Source organism: Mesorhizobium ciceri biovar biserrulae WSM1271, assembly GCF_000185905.1.
GTDB lineage: Bacteria > Pseudomonadota > Alphaproteobacteria > Rhizobiales > Rhizobiaceae > Mesorhizobium > Mesorhizobium ciceri.
Genome location: NC_014923.1, coordinates 5,190,961 through 5,217,024, shown reverse-complemented (window position 1 = coordinate 5,217,024; position 26,064 = coordinate 5,190,961). Strand labels below are relative to the sequence as shown.

Sequence of the window (26,064 nt, the reverse complement as noted above, 5' to 3'; positions counted from 1 at the left end):
ATCGCCAATGCTCCTGCTCGCCAACAAACGGTTACCCAACAGCCGACTTGCCCAATGGCCGCCATCGTACTACGCACCCCGCATCTGTGAGGTGACGAGAGTGGCTGAAATACTTGGCTCGGGCGAGGCGCTGGAGCGGGCGCTGGCGCTGCTCAGGGAGGGCGATGTCGTCGCCATCCCGACGGAAACCGTCTACGGGCTGGCCGGCGACGCGACCAACGGCATCGGCGTCGCGCGCATCTTCGAAGCCAAGGGGCGGCCGCGCTTCAACCCGCTGATCGCCCATGTCGCCGACATGGCGATGGCCGAGCGCCTCGCGCTGTTCGATCCGCTGTCGAAGAAACTCGCGCGCGCGTTCTGGCCCGGTCCGCTGACGCTGGTGCTGCCGCAACGGCCCGGCAACGGCATCCATCCGCTGGTCACCGCCGGGCTCGATACAATCGCCTTGCGCATGCCGAGGGGCTTTGGCGGCGATCTGATCGCCAGGCTCGGCCGCCCGCTTGCCGCGCCCAGCGCCAATTCATCCGGCAGGATCAGCGCAACGACCGCGCAAGCGGTGGCAGCCGATCTCGGTGCGCGGATAAAGCTGGTGGTCGATGGCGGCGCGACCCCGGTCGGGCTGGAATCGACGATTCTCAAGGCCGAGGGGGAAAGAATGCGGCTGCTGAGGCCCGGCGGCATCGCCGCCGAGGAGATCGAGGCGGCCATCGGCATGGAATTGTTGCGCGGCGGCACCGCCAGTATCGAGGCGCCGGGCATGCTTGCCTCGCACTATGCGCCAGGTGCCGCGATGCGGCTCAATGCCGGCACGGTCGGCGAGGGCGAGGCTTTGCTCGGCTTCGGCAGCCAACGGGCGGACGGCTGGCGCCGCGCCGAAGCCTTCCTCAATTTGTCCGAAACCGGGGACCTGCGCGAAGCGGCGAGCAATCTGTTCGCCTATATGCAGGCACTCGACCGCAGCGGCGCGCGCACCATCGCCGTCGAGCCTATTCCCTGCGACGGGCTCGGCGAAGCGATCAACGATCGGCTGTCGCGTGCAGCCGCCCCTCGTGACATCACGCAACCCGCAACATAGTTTCCCCCATGATCGAAATCACAAAGACACTCGATCCCGCCCTCATCGATCGCTTCACGGCGATCGTCGGCGACAAATATGCACTGCGTGATCAGCAGGACATCGCGCCCTACCTCATTGAGCGACGTGGGCTTTGGCACGGCGCGACGTCGCTGGTGCTGCGGCCGGGCAGCGTCGACGAGGTCAGCCGGATCATGCGGCTGGCGACCGAGACGGGAACGCCGATCGTGCCGCAAAGCGGCAACACCGGGCTGGTCGGCGCGCAGGTGCCGGACAGGTCCGGGCGCGAAATCGTCCTGTCGCTGTCGCGGCTGAACCGCATCCGCGAGATCGATGTCCTGTCCAACACGGTGACGGTCGAGGCCGGTGTCATCCTGCAGACGCTGCAGGAGGCAGTCGACGCCGCCGACCGGCTGTTCCCGCTGTCGCTGGCCGCGCAAGGCTCCTGCCAGATCGGGGGCAATCTTTCCTCCAATGCCGGCGGCACCGGCGTGCTTGCCTACGGCAATGCGCGTGAACTTTGCCTCGGTGTCGAGGTGGTGCTGCCGACCGGCGAGGTGTTCGACGACCTGCGCAAGCTGAAGAAGGACAACACCGGCTACGATCTAAAAAACCTGTTCGTCGGCGCCGAAGGCACGCTCGGCGTCATCACCGCCGCCGTGCTGAAGCTGTTCCCGAAGCCGAAGGGGCGCGAAGTCGCCTTCGTCGGCCTGTCGTCGCCCGAGGCGGCACTTTCGCTGTTCGGCCTGGCCATGGACCGTGCCGGGGCAGCACTCACCGCTTTCGAACTGATCGGCAGGCGGCCATATGATTTCACCCTGGCGCATGCCCAGGGTGTGGTGCGGCCGCTGATCGAGGACTGGCCGTGGTACGTGCTGATGCAGATTTCATCAGGCCGTTCGTCGGAAGATTCGAGAGCGTTGATCGAGGATGTGCTGTCGGCTGGCCTCGAACAGGAATTCGTCGGCGACGCCGTCATTGCCGCGAGTCTCGCGCAGGGCGATGCCTTCTGGAATTTCCGTGAGTTGCTGCCCGAGGCGCAGAAACCGGAGGGCGCCTCGATCAAGCACGACATTTCGGTGCCTATTGCCTCGATCCCGCGTTTCATCGAAGAAGCCGCCGGCGCGGTGGCGTCGGTGAGCGCCGGCGCGCGCGTGGTCTGCTTCGGCCATATGGGCGACGGCAATCTCCACTACAACATTTCCCGGCCCGTCGACGGCGACGATGAGGCGTTCCTCGCTCTCTATCACCCCATGAACAAGGCGGTGCACGATGTGGTGCGCAGCCTGCACGGTTCGATCTCGGCCGAGCATGGCATCGGCCAGTTGAAGCGCGACGAACTGATCGCCACCGCGCCGCCGATGGCGATCGATCTGATGCGAAGGGTGAAGGCCGCTTTCGATCCGGCCGGCATCATGAATCCGGGTAAGGTTATCTGATCCTTTCGACATCTTGTGGCTGGTGGGATTCCGATAACCATCCCTGAGATCAGCAAAATTTAACCGACTTTCTTAAGCGGGGCGGTAAGGAGCCCGCGCTACTGTCTCCATACAAACGAGGCCGGAAAAACCGGCCCGGAGAGAACCGGACACCGGCTCTCAGGAGACAGACAGGAAGGCCACTCTATGAACACCGGACTGAAGCCAGTCTGGGCGGGACGCAACATGCGTCTCGACCCATTCCGCCTGCCGCAAGTGGTGAGCTACGCGACTCGCGACGACTACGGCGATGTAACCTTCACCATCGACCAGCGCGGCGCCGTGATCCGCCGCTTGCTCGAGATGAGCGGCCTGCCCGCGATCATCGTTCTGCCCTCCAATGCGTTCCGCGGCGTTGCCGCCCGCGCCATGGAGGATCCGGACGGCAATGTCACGGTGACCTTGGAACTCCTGCACAACGACCCGATGCTGTCGGTGCCGCTGCTGGTGGCCGACGATCTCGACGATGTCGCCGCCGACTGGCGCGCCTGGGCCGACGCTTACCGCCTGCCGATGCTGCTCATCGAATCGGACGGCGTTGCCCGCACCCTGGAAGAATCACTCGGCGCCGCCATCAAGACGCTGCCGCCGCAGGATCGGCGCAAGGGGCGGATTTCGAACACGCGCCGCCCGCGTTTCCTCGCCCGCCGCAGGGCCGGCGACCTCGGCCTCAGGCTGGTCGTCGACGGCCAGGAGATTATTTCGCGGGAGTAGGAAGGTTCTTCCTTCTCCCCCTGTGGGAGAAGGTGGCCGAGCGAAGCTCGGTCGGATGAGGGGTGTTCCAGCTTGGCAATGCCGGCGTTCCGTCACGCACCCCTCAACCGTCTTGGCGCTGCGCGCCAATCCACCTTCTCCCACAAGGGGAGAAGGAAGAAGCGCCGCTAAACCAGCGGCTTCAGAGCCACCCACACAGCGCCGCCGATCAGGCCGAGGAAGATCAGCCAGCCGACCTGGTTGTTCGACCTGAACAGGCGCAGGCATTGGTCCGGATTGTCGATGTCCAACACGGCGATCTGCCGCGCCATATGGGCGCCGGCGGCGATCAGCCCGGCCAGCGCCACCACCGGCGCCTGCGCCGACGCGAAGGCGATGGCGAAGCAGATCAGCGCGCCGCCATAAAGTCCGGCCAGCCAGGCCTTGGTGTTGTCGCCGAACAGGCGTGCCGTCGAGCGCACGCCGACAATGGCGTCATCTTCCTTGTCCTGGTGCGCGTAGATCGTGTCGTAGCCGATCACCCACAGGATCGAGCCGATATAGAGCATGACAGCAGGCCCATCGAGATCGCCGAACTCGACCGCCCATCCCATCAGCGCGCCCCAGGAAAAAGCAAGGCCGAGCACAAGTTGGGGCCAGTTGGTTATCCGCTTCATGAACGGGTAAATGGCTATGACCGCCAGCGAACAGATGCCGAGCAGGACGGCGAAGCTGTTGAACTGGATGAGCACCACGAGGCCGACCAGGGCCTGCAGGACGAGAAACAGCCATGCCCGCCGGCGCGTCGCCTTGCCTGACGGCAGCGGTCGCGAGCGCGTGCGCTCCACCTGGTTGTCGATGTCCTCGTCGACGAGGTCGTTGTAGGTGCAGCCGGCGCCGCGCATGGCGATGGCCCCGACCAGGAACAGCACAAGATACAAAGGCGCCGGCAGCAGTGAGAGCAGCGGGTCGCCCGGACGCGGATAGGCGCTTGCCGCCAAGGCCGCCGACCACCAGCACGGCCACAGCAGCAGTTGCCAGCCTATCGGCCTGTCCCACCGCGCAAGCTGCGCATAGGGCCATATCGAGCGCGGCAGCACGCGGTAGACCCAATGGCCGTTCGGCGCATCGGCGACACGGCCCTGGGCCGCTTTCGACTGGATGGTTTCCATGCCCATGGAGTGGCAGCAGCGGCGGAAACCGTCAAGCGGCAAGCGGAGACGCGGCGCCCGTCAGCCTTTCACGAGGCAAAGATGTCGCGGGTGGCGAACCAGTCCTTGGCCACCTCCACGAAGGCCAGCGCTGCATTCGACACACGCTGATGCGTGTCATAGGTGAGCAGGATCCGCTGCATGGGCAGCGGATCGGACAGCGGCTTGCAGATGAGCGGCAGCCCGTCATAGCTGCGGTCGCCATGCGGGCGGGTGTAGCTGACCGCAACGCCGAAGCCGTTGGCGACCATGCTCCGTTGCAGTTCGAACGAGCTTGTCGTCATGTCGGCCACAGGCGAAAGGCCGCGGCTGCGGAACAGGTCGAGCATATGCTGCCAGCTGTGCGGCTGGTCGGTGGTGATCAGCGGATAGGCGGCCAGATCGGCAAGGCTGACCGACGGGCGATCCGCCAGGGCATGGCCTGCCGGCAACAGCGCGTGCGGGCGAAGTTCACGCAGCAGGATGCGGGCGAAATGCGTCGGCAGGCTGAGATCATAAGTCAGGCCGAGATCGATGGCCGCGTCACCCAGCCGTCGACCCAGCGTCTCGAACGTCTCGTCGCGAACGACGATCTTGACGGCCGGATAGCGTTCGGAGAAGGCGCGGATCAAAGCCGGCGCGAAGAAAGGCGCCAGATCCTCGAAGCATCCCAACACCAACTCGCCGCTGACAGCCGATTTGCTTGAACCCAGGCCGATGAGTTCCTCCGTTTCGGTGAGAACCTGCCTTGCCTTGGCCACGACGGCGCGGCCGAACGATGTCGGCGACACGCCGCTTCCCCGCTGGCGGACGAACAGTTTCTGGCCGAAATTCTTTTCGACCGCGTCGATGGCCACCGAGATCGACGGCTGAGAGACGTTCAGCATCTTTGCCGCGCCGGTGACGCTGCCGTGACGCGCCACGGCAACCAGATAGCGTAGCTGCGTGAGAGTCACACTCATAGAGGCACTCTATATGTCAGATCGAAAGTTATTATTTTACCGAATGAATAGATGTTGCGATAGTGGCTTTATTCCAAGAGGAGAACGCCATGGCTTCCCGGACTGCCACCCTCGACGCCACCAGGATCGGCGCGTCCACGATTGCCGACTATCAGCGTGACGGCGCTGTTTGCATTCGCGGCGCCTTCAAGGGCTGGGTCGACACGATTGCCGCCGGCATCGAACGCAACATGCAGAACCGCAGCGCCACCGCATCCGACATAGCCAACGGTCGCGGTAGTTTCTTCGATGACTACTGCAACTGGGAGCGCATCCCCGAATTCGTCAGCCTGGTACGGGACTCACCCGCCGCCGAACTGGCGGCGGCGGTGATGCAGTCGCGCACCGCGCAGTTCTTCCATGATCATGTGCTGGTGAAGGAACCCGGCACGCAGAAGCCGACGCCCTGGCATCAGGACATCCCCTACTATTTCGTCGATGGCCAACAGACGGTGAGCTTCTGGATACCCATCGACCCGGTGAAGGAGGCGACGCTGCGGCTGATCGCCGGCTCGCACAAATGGGACAAGATGATCCTGCCGGTGCGCTGGCTCGACGATAGCAATTTCTATGCCGGCGAGGGCGACTATCTGCCGGTGCCCGATCCCGACAAGGACCCTTCGATGAAGGTGCTCGAATGGGAAATGGAGCCGGGCGACGCCATCCTGTTCGACTTCAGGACCGCGCATGGCGCGCGTGGCAATATGACCGCGGCGCGGCGTCGGGCGCTGTCGCTGCGCTGGGTCGGTGACGATGCGCGCTATGTCGAGCGGCCGGGCCGTACCTCGCCGCCCTATCACGGCCATGGCATGCAGCCGGGCGAGAGGCTGCGCGAGGACTGGTTTCCGGTGGTTTTCTCCGCCTAGCGAATCGCCAGAAAATTGGCGGCGGGGATAACGTTCCCGTGCGCAATTGCGATCTAAACACCCTGATGCCTTGACCCGTCGCCCGGAGAGCAATAGCGGGTCTCCAAGAGACTGTTTCGAAATTCGCTCTGGCGAGTCATATGGTGGTGGTTTCGAGAACCGTAGCGGAGCGGACATTTGGTCCGTGAGCTCAGTTCTACTGCACGCAGTAGAACGGGAAGCGCAGAAAACGCCATCAGATGGCCGCCAGAGCAGAATTTCGGCATCAAGAGGTGGCCATGAACGTTCTTCTTCTGGGCTCCGGCGGCCGCGAACATGCGCTCGCCTGGAAGATCGCCGCGTCGCCGCTGCTGACGAAGCTTTATGCCGCCCCCGGCAATCCGGGCATTGGCGGCGAGGCCGAACTGGTCAAGCTCGACATCGCCGATCACGCCGCGGTCACCGCATTCTGCCGGGAGAAAAAAATCGACCTCGTCGTGGTCGGTCCGGAAGGCCCGCTGGTCGCCGGCATTGCCGACGATCTGCGCGCCGAAAATATCCGCGTCTTCGGTCCCTCCAAGGCAGCGGCACGGCTGGAAGGCTCGAAAGGTTTCACCAAGGACCTCTGCGCCCGCTACAACATCCCGACCGCCACCTATGGCCGTTTCAGTGACCTGGCCTCGGCCAAAGCCTATGTCGAAAAGACCGGGGCGCCGATCGTCATCAAGGCCGACGGGCTCGCTGCCGGCAAGGGCGTCACCGTCGCCATGACGCTCAGTGAAGCACAGGCAGCACTCGATGCCTGCTTCGATGGTTCCTTCGGCGCCGCCGGCGCGGAAGTTGTGGTCGAGGAATTCATGACCGGCGAGGAGGCGAGCTTCTTCTGCCTCTGCGACGGTACCACCGCACTGCCCTTCGGCACCGCGCAGGATCACAAGCGCGTCGGCGACGGCGACACCGGTCCGAACACTGGCGGCATGGGGGCCTATTCGCCGGCACCGGTGATGACGCCGGAACTGGTCGAGCGCACCATGCGTGAGATCATCGAGCCGACCATGCGCGGCATGGCCGAACTGGGCGCGCCTTTCTCCGGCGTGCTGTTTGCCGGGCTGATGATCACCGACAAGGGGCCGAAGCTGATCGAATACAACACCCGCTTCGGCGATCCGGAATGCCAGGTGCTGATGATGCGGCTGAAGGATGATCTGCTGGTCCTGCTCAACGCGGCAACCGACGGCCAGTTGGCACATACTTCGGTGCGCTGGCGCGACGAGGCGGCATTGACCGTGGTGATGGCGGCGAGAGGCTATCCCGGCACGCCGGAAAAGGGCTCGGTCATCCGCGGCGTCGAAGATGTGGCGGGCGACGGCGTCCAGATATTCCATGCCGGTACCGCCATCAATGGCGGCGCGCTGGTTGCCAATGGCGGCCGCGTCCTCAACGTGACGGCATCAGGCGCCACGGTCGGCGAGGCGCAGAAACGAGCCTATGCCGCGCTCGACCGCATCGACTGGCCGGACGGTTTCTGCCGCCGCGATATCGGCTGGCAGGCGGTGGCGCGCGAACAGGGAAACTGAAGTCCGCGTTGGCTTACCGCTGGCCGCGATCGAGTTCGGTGGAAGCGGTGCTGAGCGGATCGGCAGCGGCAAAGGCAGCGTCGAGTTGTGCGGGCGAACGCCGCTCGGTCCGCTTCCAGGCGACATATTGGACAATGCCGAAACTCGGTCTCCGGGGCACCGTCTTCACGACCGGCATGCGGAAGCCGTCGCGGAAACGGGACCAGCGTGTCCCCAACGCTGCGACCATGTCCTCGAAAGTCGGCGGCGCGGCCACAGACGCATAGGTGATGGTGACATTGCCGGCGAGGCCGGCCTCGCGTGAAACCGGTAGCGGTATGGAGGCGAGATAGTCCGGCGGCACGTCGATAAGCCCGCCGAACGGCCATTGCGCGCGCAGCGTTGCGGCGTCTGTCGGCGCGACATTGACGTCTATGTCGTTAGGCGTGCCGGCAACCCTGTAAGGGCAGCGGAAACGGCCGCAATTGGCTTGCGCCGAAAACTGCCACAGTGCGTAGCCTTGCCAGTTGCCCATCGGAAAATGCACGTCGATGTCGGACTTATAGCGGGCATACCAGAGCGGCAGCCGCGACAGGAGCCGGTATCGGTAGCTGTTGTCGGCAATGTACTGGGCGGTCTTGCCGTTGGTGTACAGCACCGGGAAACGGCCGATGCGCCGATGCACCTGGCGCACGAACTCCTCGGCATCGTCGAGCGACATCCATTGCGAGGGATCATTGCCCTCAATGTCGAGAGCCATGAGATCGTCTGGTGCGGGCTCGGCGAAATCGAGGAAATTGTTGGCCTGCTCGACCGGATTGCCGGGGCGGGCAAGGTGATAGGCGCCCCATTTCAGGCCGAGTGCCTTGGCCACCACCCGGCGCGTCTGGAACAGTTCGCGCGTCACCGCATGGCGTTTCCACAGCGCCTTGCAAAGCTTCACCTCAATGTCGTTGCCCAGGCAGAAATAGGGCGGCGGCATGCCGTCGGAGGCCTTGTTGATGAAGCCGACGACCCGCTTGTCGGTGGCGAGTTGGGCCCAACCGATGGAATTGTATTCGTAGGCATCGACCACCAAAGCGCGGTCGGCGTTCTTCCAGGGTTCGGAAAAATCCGAAGCCTTTGCCGCCGTGGACAGCGCCATCGTCGCCGCCAAGGCGAGAAGCGCCAGCGCATGTCGCCCAAAAGTGTGCAGCGGTTTTGGGGCAACGACATGCGGAGGAAACAATGGCTTGAAGGGCGTCGGCACGACACTCTTCAAGCGGCGAAGGAGGCGCGCCGTCCTTTCCAAAACAGGGAATCCCCGTTGATCAAAGACAAATCCTGAACGGCTATGGTTAAGGAAGTACTTTCGGGGCTGACTTCAGAAAAGCTGGCGACGCATCAGCTGCTAGAATTCAAACGGGTCCGGAGCCGGCTCTTGCCGCAGCGTGCCCTCGGCGGCGCGTTTGCGGTGGTGGGCGAGTGAGCATTGCGGCGAGCATAATATGCCGCGATCCGACCAGTAGGCGGCCCCGTGGTCCAGTCTGCCGCCATGGTAGCAGAACCCCTCCGCTCGATAGGGCAGGCCGCATTCGATGCAGCGATAGGCGTCGGGTCTGGCAAGCATGGGCGGTTCCGGTTGGCTGGTTCTGATCCGTCGCCGGTCGACTTGATCCGGCATGGATTGAACTTAATACGCGCCGCCGCGATTGCAAAATCCGCGTGACAAAATTTGACGTTTACGTAAAAAATGCGCGCGCCATGACCATCGTCCGGGAGCAGCTTGCCTCCCGTGTCGGATACGGCGAGGCGCGAAGCCAAGCACTGCCAGCATCTGCTCCTGCATCTGACGCCCGGCGACGTGACCGTTCATGGGGTCAGGTCGAGCTCGCGAGTATCTTGGCGGCCAGACGGACGTGAGCTACGAGACGGCCGAAGAAACGATCTCGCATCGCGTGGTTGATCGAACGGCATCGAGGGGCACGTCTGTTCGATGACGTCACGGATCAAATGCGAGGCAGTTACACGCATCGTTTGGGCTGGTCGAGAGCCGTCTCATGATTGTGTCTCGATGAGATCGAATGTCGCCTCTGCGACTTCAGCAACCTGAAGCCGGTGAACACAATAGACCCCACCAGGGTTGTATTCTTTACAAACACCTGGAGCGATACATGGACAAGGCACGGGCGGCCGGAGCGTTTTGCTGGGTACACCAAACGGGCCCCATAGATCAGGAGACTGCAGACCGAACAATCCCACCGCCGGAGTTCCAACAGACGCTGCAACGTGCATCGGGCCGCTGTCATTGCCAAGGAAAATTGCCGCTTCTGCCAACAACGCGACAAGGACTTCAAGCGAGGCCTTTCCGACCACAGTGGCCACCGGCGACGTTGCCGTTTCAACTATGCTTTGCGCAACGGGCCGTTCATCAGGGCCACCGATGATCAGAGACCGCAGTCCGGTTTTGGCGTAGATCTCATCAATGACGGCGGCAAAATGTTGCGGCGGCCAACGACGCCCCTCAGACCTCGCGCCCGCATGCACAGCCACATATGATTTCGTCGCCAAGGCGTTTTCCGAAAGAAGCCTAGCACACTCCTCTTGGGCGCCCTTGGTGGGCTGCAGTCGAGGAGTTGGATCTTGAATTGCTAATCCGAGGGCGCCCAATGGGGACAAGTATCTGTAGAGATAATGGGACCCACCATGGCCTAAGGGCGCCGCGAGAACATTTGCCATCTGGATTTCCCAGAACTTAAACGGACGCTCGGGAGGATCGAAGCCAACGCGAACTGTGGCGCCGGTCAAACGGTGCATAATCCGTGAGGTTTTTGTATCGGTAAGATCAATACTGAGATCGAATTTTTGACCGCGCAGAGCAGAAATGACGGCATAATAGTCGGTCAATCGCTTAAGCGGAGTCCTTCCTCTGCCCCCGGGTTCAAAGCCAACCGCCACGTCGGCAATCTGTTGCGCGACAATGAATTGCTTAAGGCCAGGCGCGCATATCATTGTTATCGAAGCGTCGGGATAGGCGAGGCGTAGATTACGGACCAAGGCAGATGTCAGCGTGACATCACCAATGAATTTTGTTTGGACAATGCATATCGAGCGAATTTCATTGCCGGATTTTGGACTCATGACTGCGTTGCCGCAAGTAGACGAGGCCAAAGCGCCGCTTTGGTTAGTATCGAGTTACGCTGTTTGGCTGAGTCCAGCCATGGCGTCGCGGGGGTAATTTCGTAATCTTCCGGCGCAGTCCATTTTGACTTTGTCACGATCTCACCTATCCGCCGAGATAACCGGCACCATGGAATAAGAGCTGTACGCCGAAGCGTTGCCAGCATCGGTCTTTAGGGTTTTGCGGTGTGTGAGGCAACATTGATCGAAAACCAGCAATTGCTATCGCAGATTGAGCTAGTCTTATTAGGTTCTGGCACTTTCAATGTATGTCGGTGCGAGCAGATCGAAGTTGGCTGTTGGATTGTATCACCCACAAGTGTTCACTCCCGTTGATCGCAAGCCATGTTCTCGCTGTGTTCACTGCATGGCTTCGACGTCGGCTCATTGATAAAGGCAGGGATGCAGATCATGGCGCATCGCCTCCGCTGCCATCACCCCATACGCTCGGCTTGGAGGCGCTGCGCGCCAAGGATGCTCCGGCCATGGCCATCGATCTCGCGCTACGAGTGCGCTGCACCGCCTACCAACGGCGTGCCGTCGGTTCAGCCACACGCCCGACGTCAGGAAGCATTCGAGCATGGGCGTCGCGGACGGCTACGCCGAGAGGGCGGGCGCTTACAACGGCGTGGTGGCGTTTGTCGTCGGAGCGATCTGGCGTCGCGATCATTGACGCGACCCCACGGGCTGACGCTGTATGATGTGGCGCGGGGCGCGCTGTGGGCAAAGTATCGGAAGAGAGCAATTAGCGAGGACGGCGATGCCTTGGTAGTCCTGGCGTCGCGAGCCTTGGTTGCCGTTTTTGAGGAAAGATGGGAGAGCGCTGATACGGCGGGTGGTTTTGCAGCGGCACCGGCTCTAGGGTTGGGCGGGCCGATGCATCGGGAGGAGTGAGCGGCATGTATAGAGCACCGGTCGAGGATATTGCTTTCACGCTCAAGCACGTCGCCGGCATGAAATCGGCGCTCGATGCCGGCAGGTTCGGCGATCTCGGCGATGACCTGGTCGATGCCGTTCTTGGCGAGGCCGGCCGCTTCGCCACTGAAGAGGTCGCACCGCTCTACACGATCGGCGATCGGCAAGGTGCCGCGCTGAAGGACGCTGCCGTCACCACACCACCCGGCTGGAAGGAACTCTATCGCCGCTGGATCGATGGCGGCTGGAACGCGCTCTCCGGGCCTGAGGAATATGGCGGCCAGGCGCTGCCGACCATGCTTGGCGTTGCCGCGCTCGAAATGTGGAACTCCGCCGCCATGGCCTTCGGCATCGGCCCGACGCTGACCATGGGCGCTGTCGAAGCGCTCGACAAACACGCCTCCACAGACCTCAAGGCAAAGTATCTCGAAAAGCTCGTCTCCGGCGAGTGGATGGGCACAATGAACCTGACCGAGCCGCAAGCCGGTTCGGACCTCGCCGCCTTGCGCGCCCGCGCGGAGCCGGTGGGTGACGGCAGCTACCGCATCTTCGGCCAGAAAATCTTCATCACCTATGGCGAGCACGACTTCACCGACAACATCATCCATCTGGTGCTGGCGCGGTTGCCCGATGCGCCGGCCGGCACGCGCGGCATATCGCTGTTCCTGGTGCCGAAATTCCTGGTCGGCGACGATGGCGCGCTCGGCGCGCGTAACGATGTCTTCTGTTCCGGCCTTGAGCACAAGCTCGGCATCCATGCCTCGCCGACCTGCACCATGATCTATGGCGACGGTTTTCAGGGCACCAAGCCCGGCGCCGTCGGCTGGCTGATCGGCGAGGAGAACAAGGGCCTCGCCTGCATGTTCACGATGATGAACAATGCGCGGCTTTGTGTCGGCATGCAGGGGGTAGCGGTCGCGGAAGCCGCAACGCAGAAGGCGATCGCCTATGCCAATGAACGCCGGCAGGGCAAGGCCGCGAGCTACACTGGCACGGGTATGGCGCCTATCGTCCATCACCCCGATGTCCAGCGTAACCTGCTGACCATGAAGGCGCTGACCCAGACCGCGCGCGCCATCAGCTATTCCTGTGCCCACGCCATCGACATGGCCCGTGTCTCCGCCGGTGACGAGGCGGCCCACTGGCGCGACCGCGCCAATCTGCTGACGCCGCTGGCAAAGGCGTTCTCGACCGATATCGGCGTCGAGGTTGCCTCACTCGGCCTCCAGGTTCATGGCGGCATGGGCTTCATCGAGGAGACGGGAGCGGCCGCCTTCTATCGTGATGCGCGCATCGCCCCGATTTACGAGGGCACCAACGGCATTCAGGCGATCGATCTGGTGATGCGCAAGCTGCCGCTCGGCGGCGGCGACCATGTGCATGGTTATATCGCCGAACTGGCTGATATGGCCGCAGCGGTGCGGACCTCGAACCTGCAGGGTTTCGGCCGCACCGCCGACGCTCTCGACGCGGCACTTGGCGATCTCGGCGAAGCGACCCGCTTCCTGCAGAAACTGGCGGCCGAAGGCTGGGCGGACGAGGCGCTGGCGGGCGCGACGCCCTATCTCAGGCTGATCTCGCTTGCCGCCGGCGGCGCCTATCTGGCGCGCGGCGCTCTTGCCGATCAAGGCCGTATTCCCCTTTGCCGCTTCTTCGCCGAAAACCTGCTCGGCGAGGTCAGCGCTTTGCGGGCGCGCGTCATCGATGGCGCCGAAAGCCTCGCCGCTGCCGGAAAAACGCTGATTTCCGCCTGACGTTCACAAGGAAAGAACCGTGACAGACCATATCCTCGTCGAGCGCCAGGGCGCCATCCAGATCATCCGCATGAACCGGCCGGACAAGAAGAACGCGCTGACGCGCGCCATGTATGCGAAAATGTCAAAAAGCCTGGCCGAAGGCGACGCCGACCCGGAGATCCGCGTCCATGTCTTTCTCGGCGTGCCCGGCGCCTTCTCCTCAGGCAACGACCTTGCCGACTTCATGATCATCGCCACCGGCGGTGACGGCGGCACCGAAGTCTGGGACTTCCTGATGGCGCTGGCAAAGGTTGAGAAACCCATGGTCTCCGGCGTCGACGGCATCGCGGTCGGCATCGGCACCACGCTCAACCTGCATTGCGACCTGACCTTCGCCACGCCACGCACCGTGTTCAGGACACCTTTCGTCGACCTTGGCCTGGTGCCTGAGGCGGGATCGAGCCTCCTGGCGCCGCGCATCCTCGGGCAGCAGGGTGCCTTCGCGCTGCTCGGACTCGGCGAAGGCTTTTCGGCTGAACGGGCGAAGGCCGCCGGCCTGATCTACGAGGTGGTCGAGGAAGCAGCACTGGAGGCCTCGGTGCTGGCGGCCGCCGGCCAGATTGCGGCCAAGCCGCCGCAGGCGTTGAAGATCGCGCGCGACCTGATCCGCGGCTCGCGCGACGACCTCGTCGCCCGCATCGGCGAGGAAAGCGAGCATTTTCGCGAGCGCCTGAAGTCCGATGAGGCGCGCGCCGCGCTCACCGCGTTCATGACGAGAAAGAAGGCCTGAGCCTCTTCTTCAGGGATAAAGCCTCGTCTTGTCCCAGGCGCCTTTCGCGTTGCGGCTGAAGACGAGCCGGTCGTGCAGGCGGAACGGCCTGTCGTGCCAGAACTCGATTGTCGTGGGCACGATTCGGAAGCCGGACCAGTGCTTTGGCCGCGGGATCTCGCCGATCGGGTAGCGTGCCGTGTATTCGGCCACTGCCTTCTCCAGCGCAAAGCGGCTTTCCAGCGGCCGCGATTGTTTCGAGGCCCATGCGCCGATGCGGCTGCCGCGCGGCCGTGTCGCGTAGTAGGCGTCGGCTTCGGCGTCGCTGACGATCTCCACCGGTCCGCGAATGCGTACCTGGCGGCGCAGTGATTTCCAATGGAAACACATCGCCGCCTTCATGCTGCCAAGAATCTCCTGGCCCTTGGCGCTCTCGAAATTCGTGTAGAAGACAAACCCGCTTTCATCGAACCCCTTGAGCAAAACCATGCGCACATCCGGCATGCCGTCGGTATCGACGGTCGCCAGAGCCACGCCGTTGGGGTCGTTCGGCTCGCTTTTCGTGGCGTCGTCCAGCCATGCGGCAAACAGGCGAAACGGCTCGGCAGCCTCGGTAAAGTCACCGCTTGTTAACTCAGTGTCACTCATAGTTTTTCTCAAATTGTCACGAAGATTCTTACAAAGCCAAGATTCTTAACGAAGCAAGGGGGAGGCTGCCGATTGTCGCTTATCGCGCAAGCTTTTGACAGCAGGCAATGGAGCGTTATCGCTTCGGCCAGCGCGAAAGCCGCGATCGTGGCGGTCGCCTTGCCGCTTGCCGCTTGTGGCGCCGGCGGCTTCAGCCTGGAAAAAGCCGAAGTCGACCGCTCGATCCTGACCAGTAGCACATCGGCCTCGGCCGCGCCGGCCAGTCTGGATCGCGACTCCGACCAGACGACGATCGGCAATGCAGTCTCCTCGGCCGACATCGAGCAACTCGGCGGGCAGGCCGTCCCATGGGCCAATGCCGGTACCGGCTCGCGCGGTTCCATCACCGATCTGGCGGAATTGAAGGACAACGGCCAGACCTGCCGCCGCTTCAAGGCCTCGCGCGAAAGCTTTGACGGCGTTGCCATGTTCGAAGGCGAACTGTGCCTGGCCAGCGCCGGCGGCTGGCGCATGCAGGACTTCAAGGCGCTCTGATTTTCCGCGTCTGATATGCGGCTCCAGCACTGGAATTTCTTCCTATGGGAGCGCATATAAGAGGCAACCAGAGACTCAACTCTTCTCCAGGGCAGTAAGCATGCGCGACCCCTATGAGGTGCTGGGCGTTGCCAGGAACGCATCGGCCAAAGACATAAAGTCGGCGTACCGGAAACTCGCCAAAAAGCATCATCCGGACCAGAATCCGAATGATCCAAAGGCGAAGGACCGTTTTGCCGCAGCCAACCAGGCCTACGAGATCGTCGGCGACGAAAAGAATCGCGCCGCTTTCGATCGCGGCGAGATCGACGCTGACGGCAAGCCGCGATTCCAGGGCTTTGAGGGCGCTGCCGGTGGCGGCGATCCGTTTGGCGGCTTTCGCCGGCAGCAAGGTCCGGGCGGCTCGCGGTTCGAATTCCGCTCCGGTCGACCCGGTGGCGATCCGTTCGACGGCAACAGCGACATCTTCAGCCAGATTTTTGGCGACACTTTCTCCGGCGCGCGCGGTCCCGGCATGGGCGATCGCCGCCAGCAGACGAACGCTGCCGATCTGAACGTGACGCTCGACGTCACCATCGAGGAAGCGGCGACCGCTGAAAAGGTGACGGCGATGTTCCCCGACGGCCGCAAGGTGGCGGTCAAGCTGCCGGCCTATGTCGAGGATGGCCAGACCATCCGCCTCAAGGGCCAAGGCGAGCAGGGGCCGGGCCAGCCAGGCGACGCGCTGGTCAAGATCCATCTGCGCCGGCATCCACGCTACCGCATCGAAGGCCGCGACCTGCACGCCGATCTGCCGGTGGCACTGGCGGATGCCGTGCTCGGCGCCAAGGTGCCTGTCGAGACGCCGACCGGCAGGCTCGCGGTCAACATTCCGGCCTGGTCGAGCTCCGACAAGGTCCTGCGGCTGAAGGGCAGGGGCCTGCCGGAAAAGGCCGGCGGTCACGGCGATCTCTACGCTCATGTGCGTATCATGCTGCCGGAAGGCGGTGATAGCGCACTCGAAGCGCTGTTGCGCAGCCAAAAAGGCTGATCGGCGGCTTTTGTCCCCTGAACTGTCCGTTTTGAGCGCTTGAAGGGGCTCTGTGCCTGTGCGATAGGGCAACCCACAAAGCTGAAATCTTGCGGAGAGCGCTCACATGGCGGGTGGACAGGGCCTAATGGCCGGCAAGCGCGGCCTCATTCTTGGCGTCGCCAACAATAGGTCGATCGCTTATGGCATCGCCAAGGCCTGCGTCGATCATGGCGCCGAGATAGCGCTGACCTATCAGGGCGAGGCGTTCAAGAAGCGTGTCGAGCCGCTGGCGGCGGAACTAGGCGCCTTTGTCGCCGGCCATTGCGACGTCACCGATCCGGCGAGCCTGGATGAGGTTTTCGCCAATGTCGCCAAACATTGGGGCAAGCTTGATTTCCTCGTCCACGCCATTGCCTTCTCCGACAAGGATGAGCTGACCGGCCGCTATGTCGAGACTTCACGCGACAATTTCCTGCGCACAATGGACATTTCGGTCTATTCCTTCACCACTATCGCCAAGCGCGCCGAGGCGCTGATGACCGATGGCGGCTCGCTGCTGACGCTGACCTACTACGGCGCCGAAAAGGTGATGCCGCACTACAACGTCATGGGTGTCGCCAAGGCGGCGCTCGAGGCCAGCGTGCGCTACCTGGCGGTCGATCTCGGCGCCAAGAAGATACGCGTCAACGCCATTTCGGCCGGCCCGATCAAGACCCTTGCCGCTTCCGGCATCGGCGATTTCCGCTACATCCTGAAGTGGAACGAGTACAATTCGCCGCTGAAGCAGACGGTGACGCAGGAGGAAGTCGGCGATTCCGGCGTCTATTTCCTGTCCGACCTGTCGCGCGGCGTCACCGGTGAAGTGCACCACGTCGATTCGGGCTACCACGTCGTCGGCATGAAGGCGGTCGACGCGCCTGATATTTCGACCGTCAAGGACTAACACCCCCGCCAACCGTCGTCCGTCCCGATCCCGCACCGGAAGACCTGATGTACCCGCTGGTTTATATCGCGCGCCACGGCCAGACCGCGTGGAACGCCGAAATGCGGCTTCAGGGGCAGGCTGACACCGATCTCAATGCTCTTGGCCGCGAACAGGCGACCGGCAACGGGCTTCGGCTAGCTGCGTTGGTTCCAGATCCCTGGGAATTCGACTTCGTCGCCAGTCCGATGAAACGGACGCGCGAAACGATGCAGCGTATTCGCGCCGCGATGAAGCTGGATCCGGATGCCTATCGAACCGATCCGCGCCTCGTCGAGGTCAATTTCGGCGATTGGCAGGGATTTACCTTTCCCGAGCTGGAGACGCGGTATCCCGGAGCAAGCGGGACGCGTGCTCTGGACAAGTGGAACTTCCAGCCGCCCGGCGAAGGCGCCGAGAGCTATCAGATGCTGCTCGAACGGGTGAGGCCATGCTTCGACGCGATCGAACGCCAGACGATATGCGTGACCCATGGCGGCGTCATGCGCACCTTGTTTCGTTTCGTTCTGGGATTGGCCGAGGACGAGGCAGCGAACCTGGAAATACCGCAGGATCGCCTGCTCAAGCTCGAAGGCAAGAGTCTGGAGTGGCTTTGATGCATGTCACCCAAAATTGGCCCCGGTTTTGGGAGAACGACATGCATAAAACGAAGACCTAAAGCGGGTCGCCTGAAATCCGTTCAGACGCGACACGCTCTAGGCCATTTCGCAGGCGGCTCGGCGAAAGCTGAACCGCAAACGCTGCATTCAATTGAGGTTGGAAGCCCTAGTTGGCTGAGCTGTCCGGCAGTTCCATGTCGGTGATGACGTTTTCGCCATTGGTCACATCGTAGGCGATGACGATGTCCATGCCCGGCTTCAGCGCGTCGAGATCGGTCTCTGCGTTCAGCTTGTAGGACTTGCCGTCATCCAGCGTCAGCGTCGCCGTGTCCTTGTCGATCTTCTTGATCAGGCCTTCGGTCTGGCCGGCGAAAGCGGCGGTGGAAAGCAGCAGCGTGGCGGCAACGGCGCTAATCAGGGTACGCATAATCGTTCCTCTTTATCATTGCACCGGCATGGCGGCGGGCTGTTCAACAGCGGATGGAGCAGAGCAGAAACCAACCGAATGTGTCAAAACTAAATCCGCCAGATCACAGTTTGACCCCTGTGAAAAACGCCAATAGAACGCAATCTTCAGCCGGCTCCGATGCCGGGCAGGGTCATTTCATGTCTCACAACACGTTCGGCCACCTTTTCCGCGTCACCACCTGGGGCGAAAGCCATGGCCCGTCACTCGGCTGCGTGGTCGACGGCTGTCCGCCCGGCATCCGCTTTACGCGCGACGAGATCCAGGCCGAACTCGACAAGCGCCGGCCGGGACAGTCACGTTTCGTGACGCAGCGCCGCGAACCAGATGAAGTGAAGGTGCTGTCAGGTTTCATCCTCGACGAGGACGGCGAGACCATGATCACCACCGGCACGCCGGTGTCGATGCTGATCGAGAATGTCGACCAGCGTTCAAAGGATTATGGCGAGATCGCCCGCCAATACCGACCCGGCCATGCCGACTACACCTATGACGTCAAATACGGAGTGCGCGATTATCGTGGCGGCGGCCGCTCCTCGGCCCGCGAGACGGCAGCCAGAGTGGCGGCCGGTGCCTTGGCGCGCAAGGTGGTGCCCGGCGTGGTGGTGCGCGGTGCGCTGGTGTCGATGGGCGAGAAATCCATCGATCGCGCCAACTGGAACTGGAATTTCATCGGCGATGCGGAAAATCCGTTCTTCACCCCCGATCCGGCTTCCGTTCCTGTCTTCACGCAGTATCTCGACGGCATCCGCAAGGCGGGCTCCTCGGTCGGTGCGGTGATCGAGATCGTCGCCGACGGCGTTCCACCGGGCCTCGGCGCGCCGATCTATGCCAAGCTCGACCAGGACATCGCCTCCGGCCTGATGTCGATCAACGCGGTCAAGGGCGTCGAGATCGGCAACGGCTTCGAGGCCGCCCGCATCACCGGCGAGCAGAATGCCGACGAGATGCGCATCGGCAATGACGGCAAGCCGGTGTTCCTGTCCAACAATGCCGGCGGCATCCTCGGCGGCATCTCGACCGGCCAGGCAATCGTCGCCCGTTTCGCCGTCAAGCCGACCTCGTCGATCCTGACCCCGCGAAAGTCGATCGATAAGGACGGCAAGGACGTCGAGATCATGACCAAGGGCCGCCACGATCCATGCGTCGGCATCCGCGCCGTGCCGATCGGCGAGGCAATGGTTGCCTGTGCGATCGCCGATCATTATCTGCGGCATCGGGGACAGACGGGGAGGGGAATAGGGGAATAGGGGAATAGGGGAATATGTTGCGCTCTTAGCCCGGCCGGCCAAATCTTTTTGCTTTTCCCTACTCCCTTACTGCCCTACTCCCTTATTCCCCTGCGAGCAAAGCGAGCACTTATGCCTTACGACCAGAAGAAAATCGTCGAAGCCCTGCGTGCTTTCGAACGCGGCGAGATCGTCGTCGTCATGGATGATGACGGGCGCGAGAACGAGGGCGACCTGATCGTCGCCGCTGTCCACTGCACGCCCGAAAAGATGGCGTTCATCGTTCGCCACACCTCCGGCATCGTCTGTACGCCGATGCCGCGCGAAGAAGCCAAGCGGCTGAACCTTGCCCCCATGGTCGCCGACAACGATTCCGCCCACACCACCGCTTTCACCGTCAGCGTCGATTTCAAGCATGGCACCACGACCGGCATCTCGGCCGAAGATCGCACTTTGACCGTTCGCAATCTTGCCAACGGCAATGTCGGTGGCTCGGATTTCGTCCGCCCCGGCCACATCTTTCCGCTGATTGCGCGCGAAGGCGGCGTGCTGATGCGCTCAGGCCATACCGAAGCAGCGGTCGATCTGTGCAAGCTCGCCGGCCTGCCGCCGGTCGGTGTCATTTCCGAGCTGGTCAATGATGACGGCACCGTCAAGCGCGGTCCGCAGGTGCAGGCTTTCGCCGAGGAGCATGGCCTCAAGCAGGTTTCGGTCGCCGACCTCATCGCCTACCGGCAGCGCAAGGAAACGCTGGTCGAACGCGTCGCCTGCTCGGAAATCGACACGCTCGGCGGCAAGGCACAGGTCTTCACCTACACGCTGCCGTGGGACTCCATGCATCACGTCGCCATCGTCTTCGGCGACATTCGTGACGGCGAGGACGTGCCGGTGCGTCTGCATTCCGAGGATGTGGTGACCGATGTCTTCGGCACCAGCCACCGGCTCGACGCCATCATGAAGACAATGGGCGAGCGCAGGCGCGGTGTCATCGTCTATCTCAGAGAAGGCTCCGTCGGCGTTGCGCATCAGGAGCGCAAGCGGCCGGCAAGCGGCGACCGCGAGGATCACGAAGAGGCGCGCCGCCGCGAAAACGAGTGGCGCGAGATCGGGCTAGGCGCCCAGATCCTCAAGGATCTCGGCATCTCCTCGATCAACCTGATCGCCTCGCGCGAACGCCACTATGTCGGCCTCGAAGGTTTTGGCATCCACATCGCCAAGACGGAGATCCTCTGAGCCTCCCGCCGATCCGGTTGCCGGAGAAGACGGATGAATGCGTCCCTGCCTACCAGCCAGCGCAGCGAGCGGCTTTTGCTGCGCCGCCCAGAAGAGACTGATCTGGATTTCCTGATCGATCTCTTTTCGCGCCGGGAACTTGTTGCGCATCGCCCCGACCCTGTTCCGGATACACCCCAGCAGAGCGCCGCGCGGCTGACGCGCGACATCGGCCATTGGGACAAGCACGGCTTTGGCCGCTGGGCGGTCGAGGCGGACGAAAAGCTGGTCGGCTTCGGCGGCGTCACGGTATCGGCGGATTTCGACGGTCTGAACCTGTCCTATCATCTTCATCCGGCGAGCTGGGGACATGGCTATGCCACGGAATTGGTGATGGAAGCACTGCGCACCGCGTTCGGCCCCTTGCGTGCCGATCGGGTTGTCGGCCTCGTCCGCCCCGCCAATCCGGCTTCGCGACGGGTGCTGGAGAAATGTGGCTTCGTCTTCGAAAAAGAGGTGATGTTGCATGGGGCGCCAACGATAGTTTTGGCATTGGCGCACCCAAGAAGAGTCAATATTTCAGGCCCGGCCGCCTAGAGCGGCGCGCCCGGCCTAAGGCCCGGGCGCGCCGGAACTATTCCGCAGCAATCGCGGCTGCTTCGCATCCGTCCATCTCGCACTCAGCCGTGGCAAGGCTGCGCTGGCCAAGCAGCACCGTGGCCAGCGCGATCATGCCTGAAGCCACAGAGACCCAGAACCCGTTCTGGGCACCGAACGCATCGACCACCGCGCCGGCCGCGAACGAGCCGAGTGCCATGCCGATGCCGATGCCGGTCATGACCCAGGTAATGCCTTCGGTCAGCATCGCCTCCGGCACATGCCGCTCGATCAGGCCGAAGGCGGTGATGAAGGTCGGCGAGATCGCCACGCCGCTGATGAACACGGTCAGCGCCAGCAGTGGCACGGTGTCGGCGGTGAGCGGCAACAGCGTGCCGAGCGCGACGAGGGCGACCGCGATGGCCAACTGGCGTTGCAGCGGCGCCTTCAGGCTGAGCGCGCCGACGATGATGCCGAGCACGAACGATCCCAGCGCGTAAACGCCGATGACAAGGCTGGCGGCGCCGGGCTGGCCAAGCTCCTTGGTGATCGCCACGGTGCTGACTTCCGTCGTCGCGAAGGTCGCGCCGATGAAGATCAGGGCGAAGGTGATGATCTGAACCGGCCGCAGGCGGATCGCCGAGCCGCTTGAGCCATGGTCCACCGGCCGCACTTGCGGCTCCGTCGAGCGTTGCAGGATGAAGGCCGCTGATCCGAATGCGAGAAATAATGTGCTCACCAGAACGCCGGCTTCCGGGAACAGGGCAGCACTGAGACCGACCGATAGCGATGCCCCGGCGATATAGACCAGTTCATCGGCCGCGGACTCGAAGGCGAATGCGGTGTTCATCTGCGGCCGTCCGCGGAAAATCTCTGTCCAGCGCGCCCGCACCATCGCCGGCATGCTTGGCATGGCCGCGGCCAGTAGGGCCGACACGAACAGCGTCCACACCGGCCAGTCCTGGTTGGCCGCCGCTATCAGGACGGCGAAAGCCAGCACCGCGATGATGGTGGTGGGCACGACGATCCGTGTCTGGCCCAGGCGGTCCACCAGTCTCGATATCTGCGGCGCAACGAAAGCGTTGGCCAGAGCGTATGTTGCCGAGACGGCTCCGGCCAGCCAGTATTCGCCACGCGTCTGCGACAGCATCGCCACGATGCCGATGGGCGCCATGGCGATCGGCAGGCGCGCCATGAATCCGGCGGCCGCAAAGCCCTTGGCTCCGGGGGCACGAAAGATTTCCGAATAGGGATTTTGCATGGGTGGTTCCTCGACAAAGGACGATTCGGCAATTACATACGAAGCGTATGATTGTTAAATAGAGCATACGCCGCGTATGTCAATTGGCATACGTTACGTATGTGAATAGGGCCAGAAGCCATGCACAGACCCCGCAAGGAGATGATCGCCGAGACGCGCGCAAAGCTGATCGCGGCGGCCCGCCATGCCTTCGGCACAACAGGCTATGCGGAAGCCTCGATGGATGATTTCACCGCTTCGGCCGGGCTGACGCGCGGCGCGCTCTATCATCATTTTGGCGACAAGAAGGGGCTGCTGCAGGCGGTCATAGCCCAGATCGACGGCGAGATGGCGGCGCGCATCAATGAGGTCGCGTCGAGAGCGCCGACCCGCTGGCAGCATTTCGTCGACGAGTGCTCGACCTATATCGAGATGGCGCTGGAGCCGGAAATCCAGCGCATCATGTTCCGGGATGGCCCGGCCGTGCTGGGGGATCCAGCGCAATGGCCGAATGCCAGTGCGTGCATCGTGTCAATGACCGACCATCTGACCGCGCTGCAGGAGGAGGGGGTCGTTGTCTCGAGCCTCGACCCCGAGACGGCCTCGCGACTGATCAACGGAGCGAGCAGCCAGGCAGCGCAACGGATCGCCAATTCGGACGACCCCGAAGCGACGTCCAAGAAGGTGGTGACGGCGTTCAAGCAACTGCTCGAAGGCCTGCTCAAGAAGCCGGATCCGCAGTCGAATTGAGTTCCCACCGGAGCTTTCGTGCCGGCAGCTGTTCCCGATAGGAATTTTTTCTTGACACCTGCCCTCAGCTAAGGTACATATTCGTCCATGGTGCTGATTTGCGCCGGTGACCCGCCGCACAGGCGGGTTTTTCGTTTGATGCTCCGTCAGACAACGCGCCGGCGAAAGGCTGCGAAAGAAAACCGTTGCCCAGAATTCGTCGCCCTGTGGTGCCAGGGCCGGCAATTGACAATCGCCGGGTTGAGTTCATCCTCTTCCACCATCTCTGAGGCGGAGATTCGGGGCACATGTGGGATTTCGAGATCGGCCGGTCGGTGTCCATCATGATGCGGACCTGGCCGTTCATCGTCTTTCGTATGATCGTCTATTTCGGCATCACGCTGGCCTACATCATGGCGACCGGCACCGGTGCCTCGGTCGGCTATGGCGTCGGCCATATCTCCACCGATCCCGACGGGCCCATGTCCTTTGCCCTGTGGGGCGGCGTGGTCGGGTTTGGCATCGTCTCGATCGCGGTCTACTGGATCCGCGAATACATCCTCTATATCGTCAAGGCCGGCCACATCGCCGTCATGGTTCATCTGATCGACGGCCGCGACATTCCCGCAGGTCAGGACCAGATCGCCTACGCCAGGGATATCGTGACCCAGCGTTTTGCCGAGGCCAACATCCTTTTCGTCGTCGACCAACTCGTCAAGGGTGCCATCCGCGCCATCACCGGCCTGCTCGGCGGCATCGCCGCCTTCCTGCCGATACCGGGCCTGAGCGGCCTGGTCTCCTTCATCAACACGGTGATCCGCCTGTCGCTGACCTATGTCGACGAGATCATCCTCGGCTACAACATCCGCATCAATTCAGCCTCACCCTTCGAGACGGCGCGCCAAGGCGTCGTGCTCTATGCCCAGAACGGCAAGGTCATGGTCAAGAACGCCGTCTGGCTGGCGGTCATCATGTGGGGCGTGTCCTTCGTCATCTTTCTGATGATGCTGGCGCCTGCCGGCGCCATTCTGTTCCTGATGCCCGGCCAGCTCGCCGGCTGGGCCTTCGTGCTCGCCATCGTCTTCGCCTGGGCGTTCAAGGCGGCCTTCATCGAGCCTTTCGCCATCGCTTGCCTGATGCAGGTCTATTTCAAGACCATCGCGGGCCAGGTGCCGGATCCGGCCTGGGACGCCCGGCTGGCCGAGGCGTCGTCGAAGTTCAGGGAGCTCAAGGACAAGGCGCTCGCCTCCTTCGGCGGTTCGCGCTGGGGTACGGCCGGCGCCACACCCTGATCCGGCGGGCGGGTGGTGTCTGGTGCGGCAGAAACGCTGTTGAGGCGCGCCACGGTGGATTTGAGCTGTGCCTCGCCTTGCCCGGAAAACGTCTCGCTCATGATCAGTTCCGGCAGCGGCAGCCGCCGTCCCCAACCATGCGTTTCAAGGTCCGGTTTGGAAGCGAACTCGGAAACACGGCCGACGCAGAGATAGGCGATTGGCGTTACGTGATCCGGAATGGCCAACAGCCGCTTCAGCGCCTCAGCCTCGATGATGCTCACCCAGCCGACGCCAACGCCCTCGGCACGCGCGGCCAGCCAGAAATTCTGCACCGCGCAGACGGTGCTGTAGAGATCCATCTCCGGATTGTGCCAGCGTCCCAGCGGCGAACCCTTCGAGCGCTGCCGGTCGCAAGTGATGCAGATGTTGAGCGCGCTCTCGCAGATGCCTTCCAGCTTGAGCTTGCGGTACAGCGCCTGTTTTTCCGTCTCGATCGCCGGCAGTTCCTGCTCGCGCGCGGCCAGGAACAGGTCGCGCACCCTTTCGCGTCGCTCGATGTCACGAATGACAATGAAATTCCATGGCTGCATGAAGCCGACCGATGGCGCATGATGGGCGGCAAGCAGCAGCCGCGCCAGCACGTCGTCATCGATCGCGGTGGGCAGGAAATGGCTGCGCACGTCGCGCCGCGTGAACATGGCGCGATAGACCGCATCGCGCGCATTCTGGTCGAATCCATCGTCAATGGCAGCGGTCATATATTCCGGCATCGCTTGTCCCCTTGCGATTGCAGATTCAAAACGGTCAGAGCGTACCTTGTGCGTCCAAATGGACGCACGTCGCTCTGATGCCACCCGCCCGACCATGCGGATGACGATGCCTGCCAGGCCGGTCTTCTGGCTTGGGATCAACCCGCGTCCGGTGCCTTCCCGTCATCGACAGTGGCATTTACCGGCGCGGTCCCCCTCACAGCGTTGGGCACGCCACGGAATTCAACCGTGTTCCCGATTCTCCCGCTTGCGGCGGGCACCAGGCAGTGCCAAGGACTTTACGCCGAAGCGCCGGCGAGGCCAATGCCTGCGGCGACACGAATGGACGCAGGCGCGATTTTCCCCAGTCATCGGC

24 protein-coding genes, 1 pseudogene and 1 riboswitch are annotated in these 26,064 nt (G+C 62.9%); of the genes and pseudogenes, 16 read left to right on the top strand and 9 right to left on the bottom strand.

Going from position 1 to position 26,064, the window contains the following annotated elements:
• Positions 1-100: 100 nt before the first annotated feature.
• From MESCI_RS25390 to MESCI_RS25380, 3 genes are all read left to right on the top strand, one after another.
• The gene (locus MESCI_RS25390) at positions 101-1,075 is read left to right on the top strand and encodes an L-threonylcarbamoyladenylate synthase (RefSeq protein ID WP_164753806.1); all 975 of its coding nucleotides are present in this window, start codon (positions 101-103) and stop codon (positions 1,073-1,075) included.
• 8 nt (positions 1,076-1,083) lie between these two features.
• The gene (locus MESCI_RS25385; RefSeq protein ID WP_013532818.1) at positions 1,084-2,514 is read left to right on the top strand and encodes an FAD-binding oxidoreductase; all 1,431 of its coding nucleotides are present in this window, start codon (positions 1,084-1,086) and stop codon (positions 2,512-2,514) included.
• A 186-nt stretch (positions 2,515-2,700) separates the two neighbouring features.
• Complete coding sequence (locus tag MESCI_RS25380; RefSeq protein WP_013532817.1) at positions 2,701-3,267, top strand: DUF6101 family protein; 567 nt, start codon at positions 2,701-2,703, stop codon at positions 3,265-3,267.
• A 167-nt stretch (positions 3,268-3,434) separates the two neighbouring features.
• Here MESCI_RS25380 and ubiA read toward each other — a convergent pair whose 3' ends face one another.
• Both ubiA and MESCI_RS25370 read right to left on the bottom strand, forming a co-directional pair.
• Positions 3,435-4,418 (bottom strand): 4-hydroxybenzoate octaprenyltransferase, encoded by a 984-nt coding sequence (ubiA, locus tag MESCI_RS25375; RefSeq protein WP_064995195.1) that lies wholly within the window; start codon positions 4,416-4,418, stop codon positions 3,435-3,437.
• 68 nt (positions 4,419-4,486) lie between these two features.
• The gene (locus MESCI_RS25370; RefSeq protein WP_013532815.1) at positions 4,487-5,398 is read right to left on the bottom strand and encodes a LysR family transcriptional regulator; all 912 of its coding nucleotides are present in this window, start codon (positions 5,396-5,398) and stop codon (positions 4,487-4,489) included.
• Between the two features lie 89 nt (positions 5,399-5,487).
• Here MESCI_RS25370 and MESCI_RS25365 point away from each other — a divergent pair, with 89 nt between their 5' ends.
• Positions 5,488-6,303 (top strand): phytanoyl-CoA dioxygenase family protein, encoded by an 816-nt coding sequence (locus MESCI_RS25365; RefSeq protein ID WP_013532814.1) that lies wholly within the window; start codon positions 5,488-5,490, stop codon positions 6,301-6,303.
• Positions 6,304-6,581: 278 nt separating this feature from the next.
• Positions 6,582-7,859, top strand: a complete 1,278-nt coding sequence (gene purD, locus MESCI_RS25360) for a phosphoribosylamine--glycine ligase (RefSeq protein ID WP_013532813.1) — start codon at positions 6,582-6,584, stop codon at positions 7,857-7,859.
• Positions 7,860-7,872: 13 nt separating this feature from the next.
• On the opposite strand, the gene MESCI_RS25355 is transcribed toward purD, so the two are convergent.
• The 3 genes from MESCI_RS25355 to MESCI_RS25345 form a co-directional block, all read right to left on the bottom strand.
• On the bottom strand, positions 7,873-8,982 hold the full coding sequence (locus MESCI_RS25355) for a glycoside hydrolase family 25 protein (RefSeq protein WP_032809930.1): 1,110 nt from the start codon (positions 8,980-8,982) through the stop codon (positions 7,873-7,875).
• Positions 8,983-9,228: 246 nt separating this feature from the next.
• On the bottom strand, positions 9,229-9,447 hold the full coding sequence (locus MESCI_RS25350) for a hypothetical protein (RefSeq protein ID WP_013532811.1): 219 nt from the start codon (positions 9,445-9,447) through the stop codon (positions 9,229-9,231).
• Positions 9,448-9,875: 428 nt separating this feature from the next.
• On the bottom strand, positions 9,876-10,958 hold the full coding sequence (locus MESCI_RS25345) for a glycosyltransferase family 9 protein (protein ID WP_013532810.1): 1,083 nt from the start codon (positions 10,956-10,958) through the stop codon (positions 9,876-9,878).
• Positions 10,959-11,896: 938 nt separating this feature from the next.
• Between MESCI_RS25345 and MESCI_RS25340 the strand changes: the two genes are divergently transcribed.
• Both MESCI_RS25340 and MESCI_RS25335 read left to right on the top strand, forming a co-directional pair.
• Positions 11,897-13,666, top strand: a complete 1,770-nt coding sequence (locus MESCI_RS25340; protein WP_013532808.1) for an acyl-CoA dehydrogenase family protein — start codon at positions 11,897-11,899, stop codon at positions 13,664-13,666.
• Positions 13,667-13,685: 19 nt separating this feature from the next.
• Entirely contained in the window at positions 13,686-14,438 is a 753-nt protein-coding gene (locus MESCI_RS25335; RefSeq protein ID WP_013532807.1) for a crotonase/enoyl-CoA hydratase family protein, read from the top strand.
• Between the two features lie 9 nt (positions 14,439-14,447).
• Here MESCI_RS25335 and pdxH read toward each other — a convergent pair whose 3' ends face one another.
• Positions 14,448-15,065 carry a pyridoxamine 5'-phosphate oxidase gene (gene pdxH / locus MESCI_RS25330; RefSeq protein WP_013532806.1) on the bottom strand — a complete coding sequence of 206 codons (618 nt, stop codon included), beginning with the start codon at positions 15,063-15,065 and terminating at the stop codon, positions 14,448-14,450.
• Between the two features lie 72 nt (positions 15,066-15,137).
• Between pdxH and MESCI_RS25325 the strand changes: the two genes are divergently transcribed.
• From MESCI_RS25325 to MESCI_RS25310, 4 genes are all read left to right on the top strand, one after another.
• Complete coding sequence (locus tag MESCI_RS25325; protein WP_013532805.1) at positions 15,138-15,599, top strand: RT0821/Lpp0805 family surface protein; 462 nt, start codon at positions 15,138-15,140, stop codon at positions 15,597-15,599.
• 100 nt (positions 15,600-15,699) lie between these two features.
• Positions 15,700-16,629 carry a DnaJ C-terminal domain-containing protein gene (locus MESCI_RS25320; RefSeq protein ID WP_013532804.1) on the top strand — a complete coding sequence of 310 codons (930 nt, stop codon included), beginning with the start codon at positions 15,700-15,702 and terminating at the stop codon, positions 16,627-16,629.
• A 106-nt stretch (positions 16,630-16,735) separates the two neighbouring features.
• A complete protein-coding gene (fabI, locus tag MESCI_RS25315) occupies positions 16,736-17,554 on the top strand; it encodes an enoyl-ACP reductase FabI (protein ID WP_013532803.1) in 819 nt (272 codons plus the stop codon).
• Positions 17,555-17,601: 47 nt separating this feature from the next.
• The gene (locus MESCI_RS25310) at positions 17,602-18,189 is read left to right on the top strand and encodes a histidine phosphatase family protein (protein WP_013532802.1); all 588 of its coding nucleotides are present in this window, start codon (positions 17,602-17,604) and stop codon (positions 18,187-18,189) included.
• Positions 18,190-18,358: 169 nt separating this feature from the next.
• On the opposite strand, the gene MESCI_RS25305 is transcribed toward MESCI_RS25310, so the two are convergent.
• Positions 18,359-18,619, bottom strand: a complete 261-nt coding sequence (locus tag MESCI_RS25305) for a DUF1344 domain-containing protein (protein ID WP_013532801.1) — start codon at positions 18,617-18,619, stop codon at positions 18,359-18,361.
• A gap of 179 nt (positions 18,620-18,798) precedes the next feature.
• Between MESCI_RS25305 and aroC the strand changes: the two genes are divergently transcribed.
• The 3 genes from aroC to MESCI_RS25290 all read left to right on the top strand — a co-directional run bounded on the left by aroC (position 18,799) and on the right by MESCI_RS25290 (position 21,696).
• Positions 18,799-19,908 carry a chorismate synthase gene (gene aroC / locus MESCI_RS25300; RefSeq protein ID WP_013532800.1) on the top strand — a complete coding sequence of 370 codons (1,110 nt, stop codon included), beginning with the start codon at positions 18,799-18,801 and terminating at the stop codon, positions 19,906-19,908.
• Positions 19,909-20,019: 111 nt separating this feature from the next.
• A complete protein-coding gene (gene ribB, locus MESCI_RS25295; RefSeq protein ID WP_013532799.1) occupies positions 20,020-21,120 on the top strand; it encodes a 3,4-dihydroxy-2-butanone-4-phosphate synthase in 1,101 nt (366 codons plus the stop codon).
• A gap of 33 nt (positions 21,121-21,153) precedes the next feature.
• A complete protein-coding gene (locus MESCI_RS25290) occupies positions 21,154-21,696 on the top strand; it encodes a GNAT family N-acetyltransferase (RefSeq protein ID WP_013532798.1) in 543 nt (180 codons plus the stop codon).
• Positions 21,697-21,733: 37 nt separating this feature from the next.
• On the opposite strand, the gene MESCI_RS25285 is transcribed toward MESCI_RS25290, so the two are convergent.
• Complete coding sequence (locus MESCI_RS25285; RefSeq protein WP_013532797.1) at positions 21,734-22,957, bottom strand: MFS transporter; 1,224 nt, start codon at positions 22,955-22,957, stop codon at positions 21,734-21,736.
• 120 nt (positions 22,958-23,077) lie between these two features.
• Here MESCI_RS25285 and MESCI_RS25280 point away from each other — a divergent pair, with 120 nt between their 5' ends.
• Both MESCI_RS25280 and MESCI_RS25275 read left to right on the top strand, forming a co-directional pair.
• The gene (locus MESCI_RS25280; RefSeq protein WP_013532796.1) at positions 23,078-23,686 is read left to right on the top strand and encodes a TetR/AcrR family transcriptional regulator; all 609 of its coding nucleotides are present in this window, start codon (positions 23,078-23,080) and stop codon (positions 23,684-23,686) included.
• Positions 23,687-23,973: 287 nt separating this feature from the next.
• Complete coding sequence (locus MESCI_RS25275; protein WP_013532795.1) at positions 23,974-24,957, top strand: hypothetical protein; 984 nt, start codon at positions 23,974-23,976, stop codon at positions 24,955-24,957.
• A 122-nt stretch (positions 24,958-25,079) separates the two neighbouring features.
• Here MESCI_RS25275 and bluB read toward each other — a convergent pair.
• Positions 25,080-25,697: pseudogene (gene bluB / locus MESCI_RS32730) on the bottom strand (5,6-dimethylbenzimidazole synthase); the annotation flags it as partial.
• A 111-nt stretch (positions 25,698-25,808) separates the two neighbouring features.
• A riboswitch (cobalamin riboswitch) is annotated at positions 25,809-25,988 on the bottom strand.
• Between the last annotated feature and the right edge of the window lie 76 nt (positions 25,989-26,064).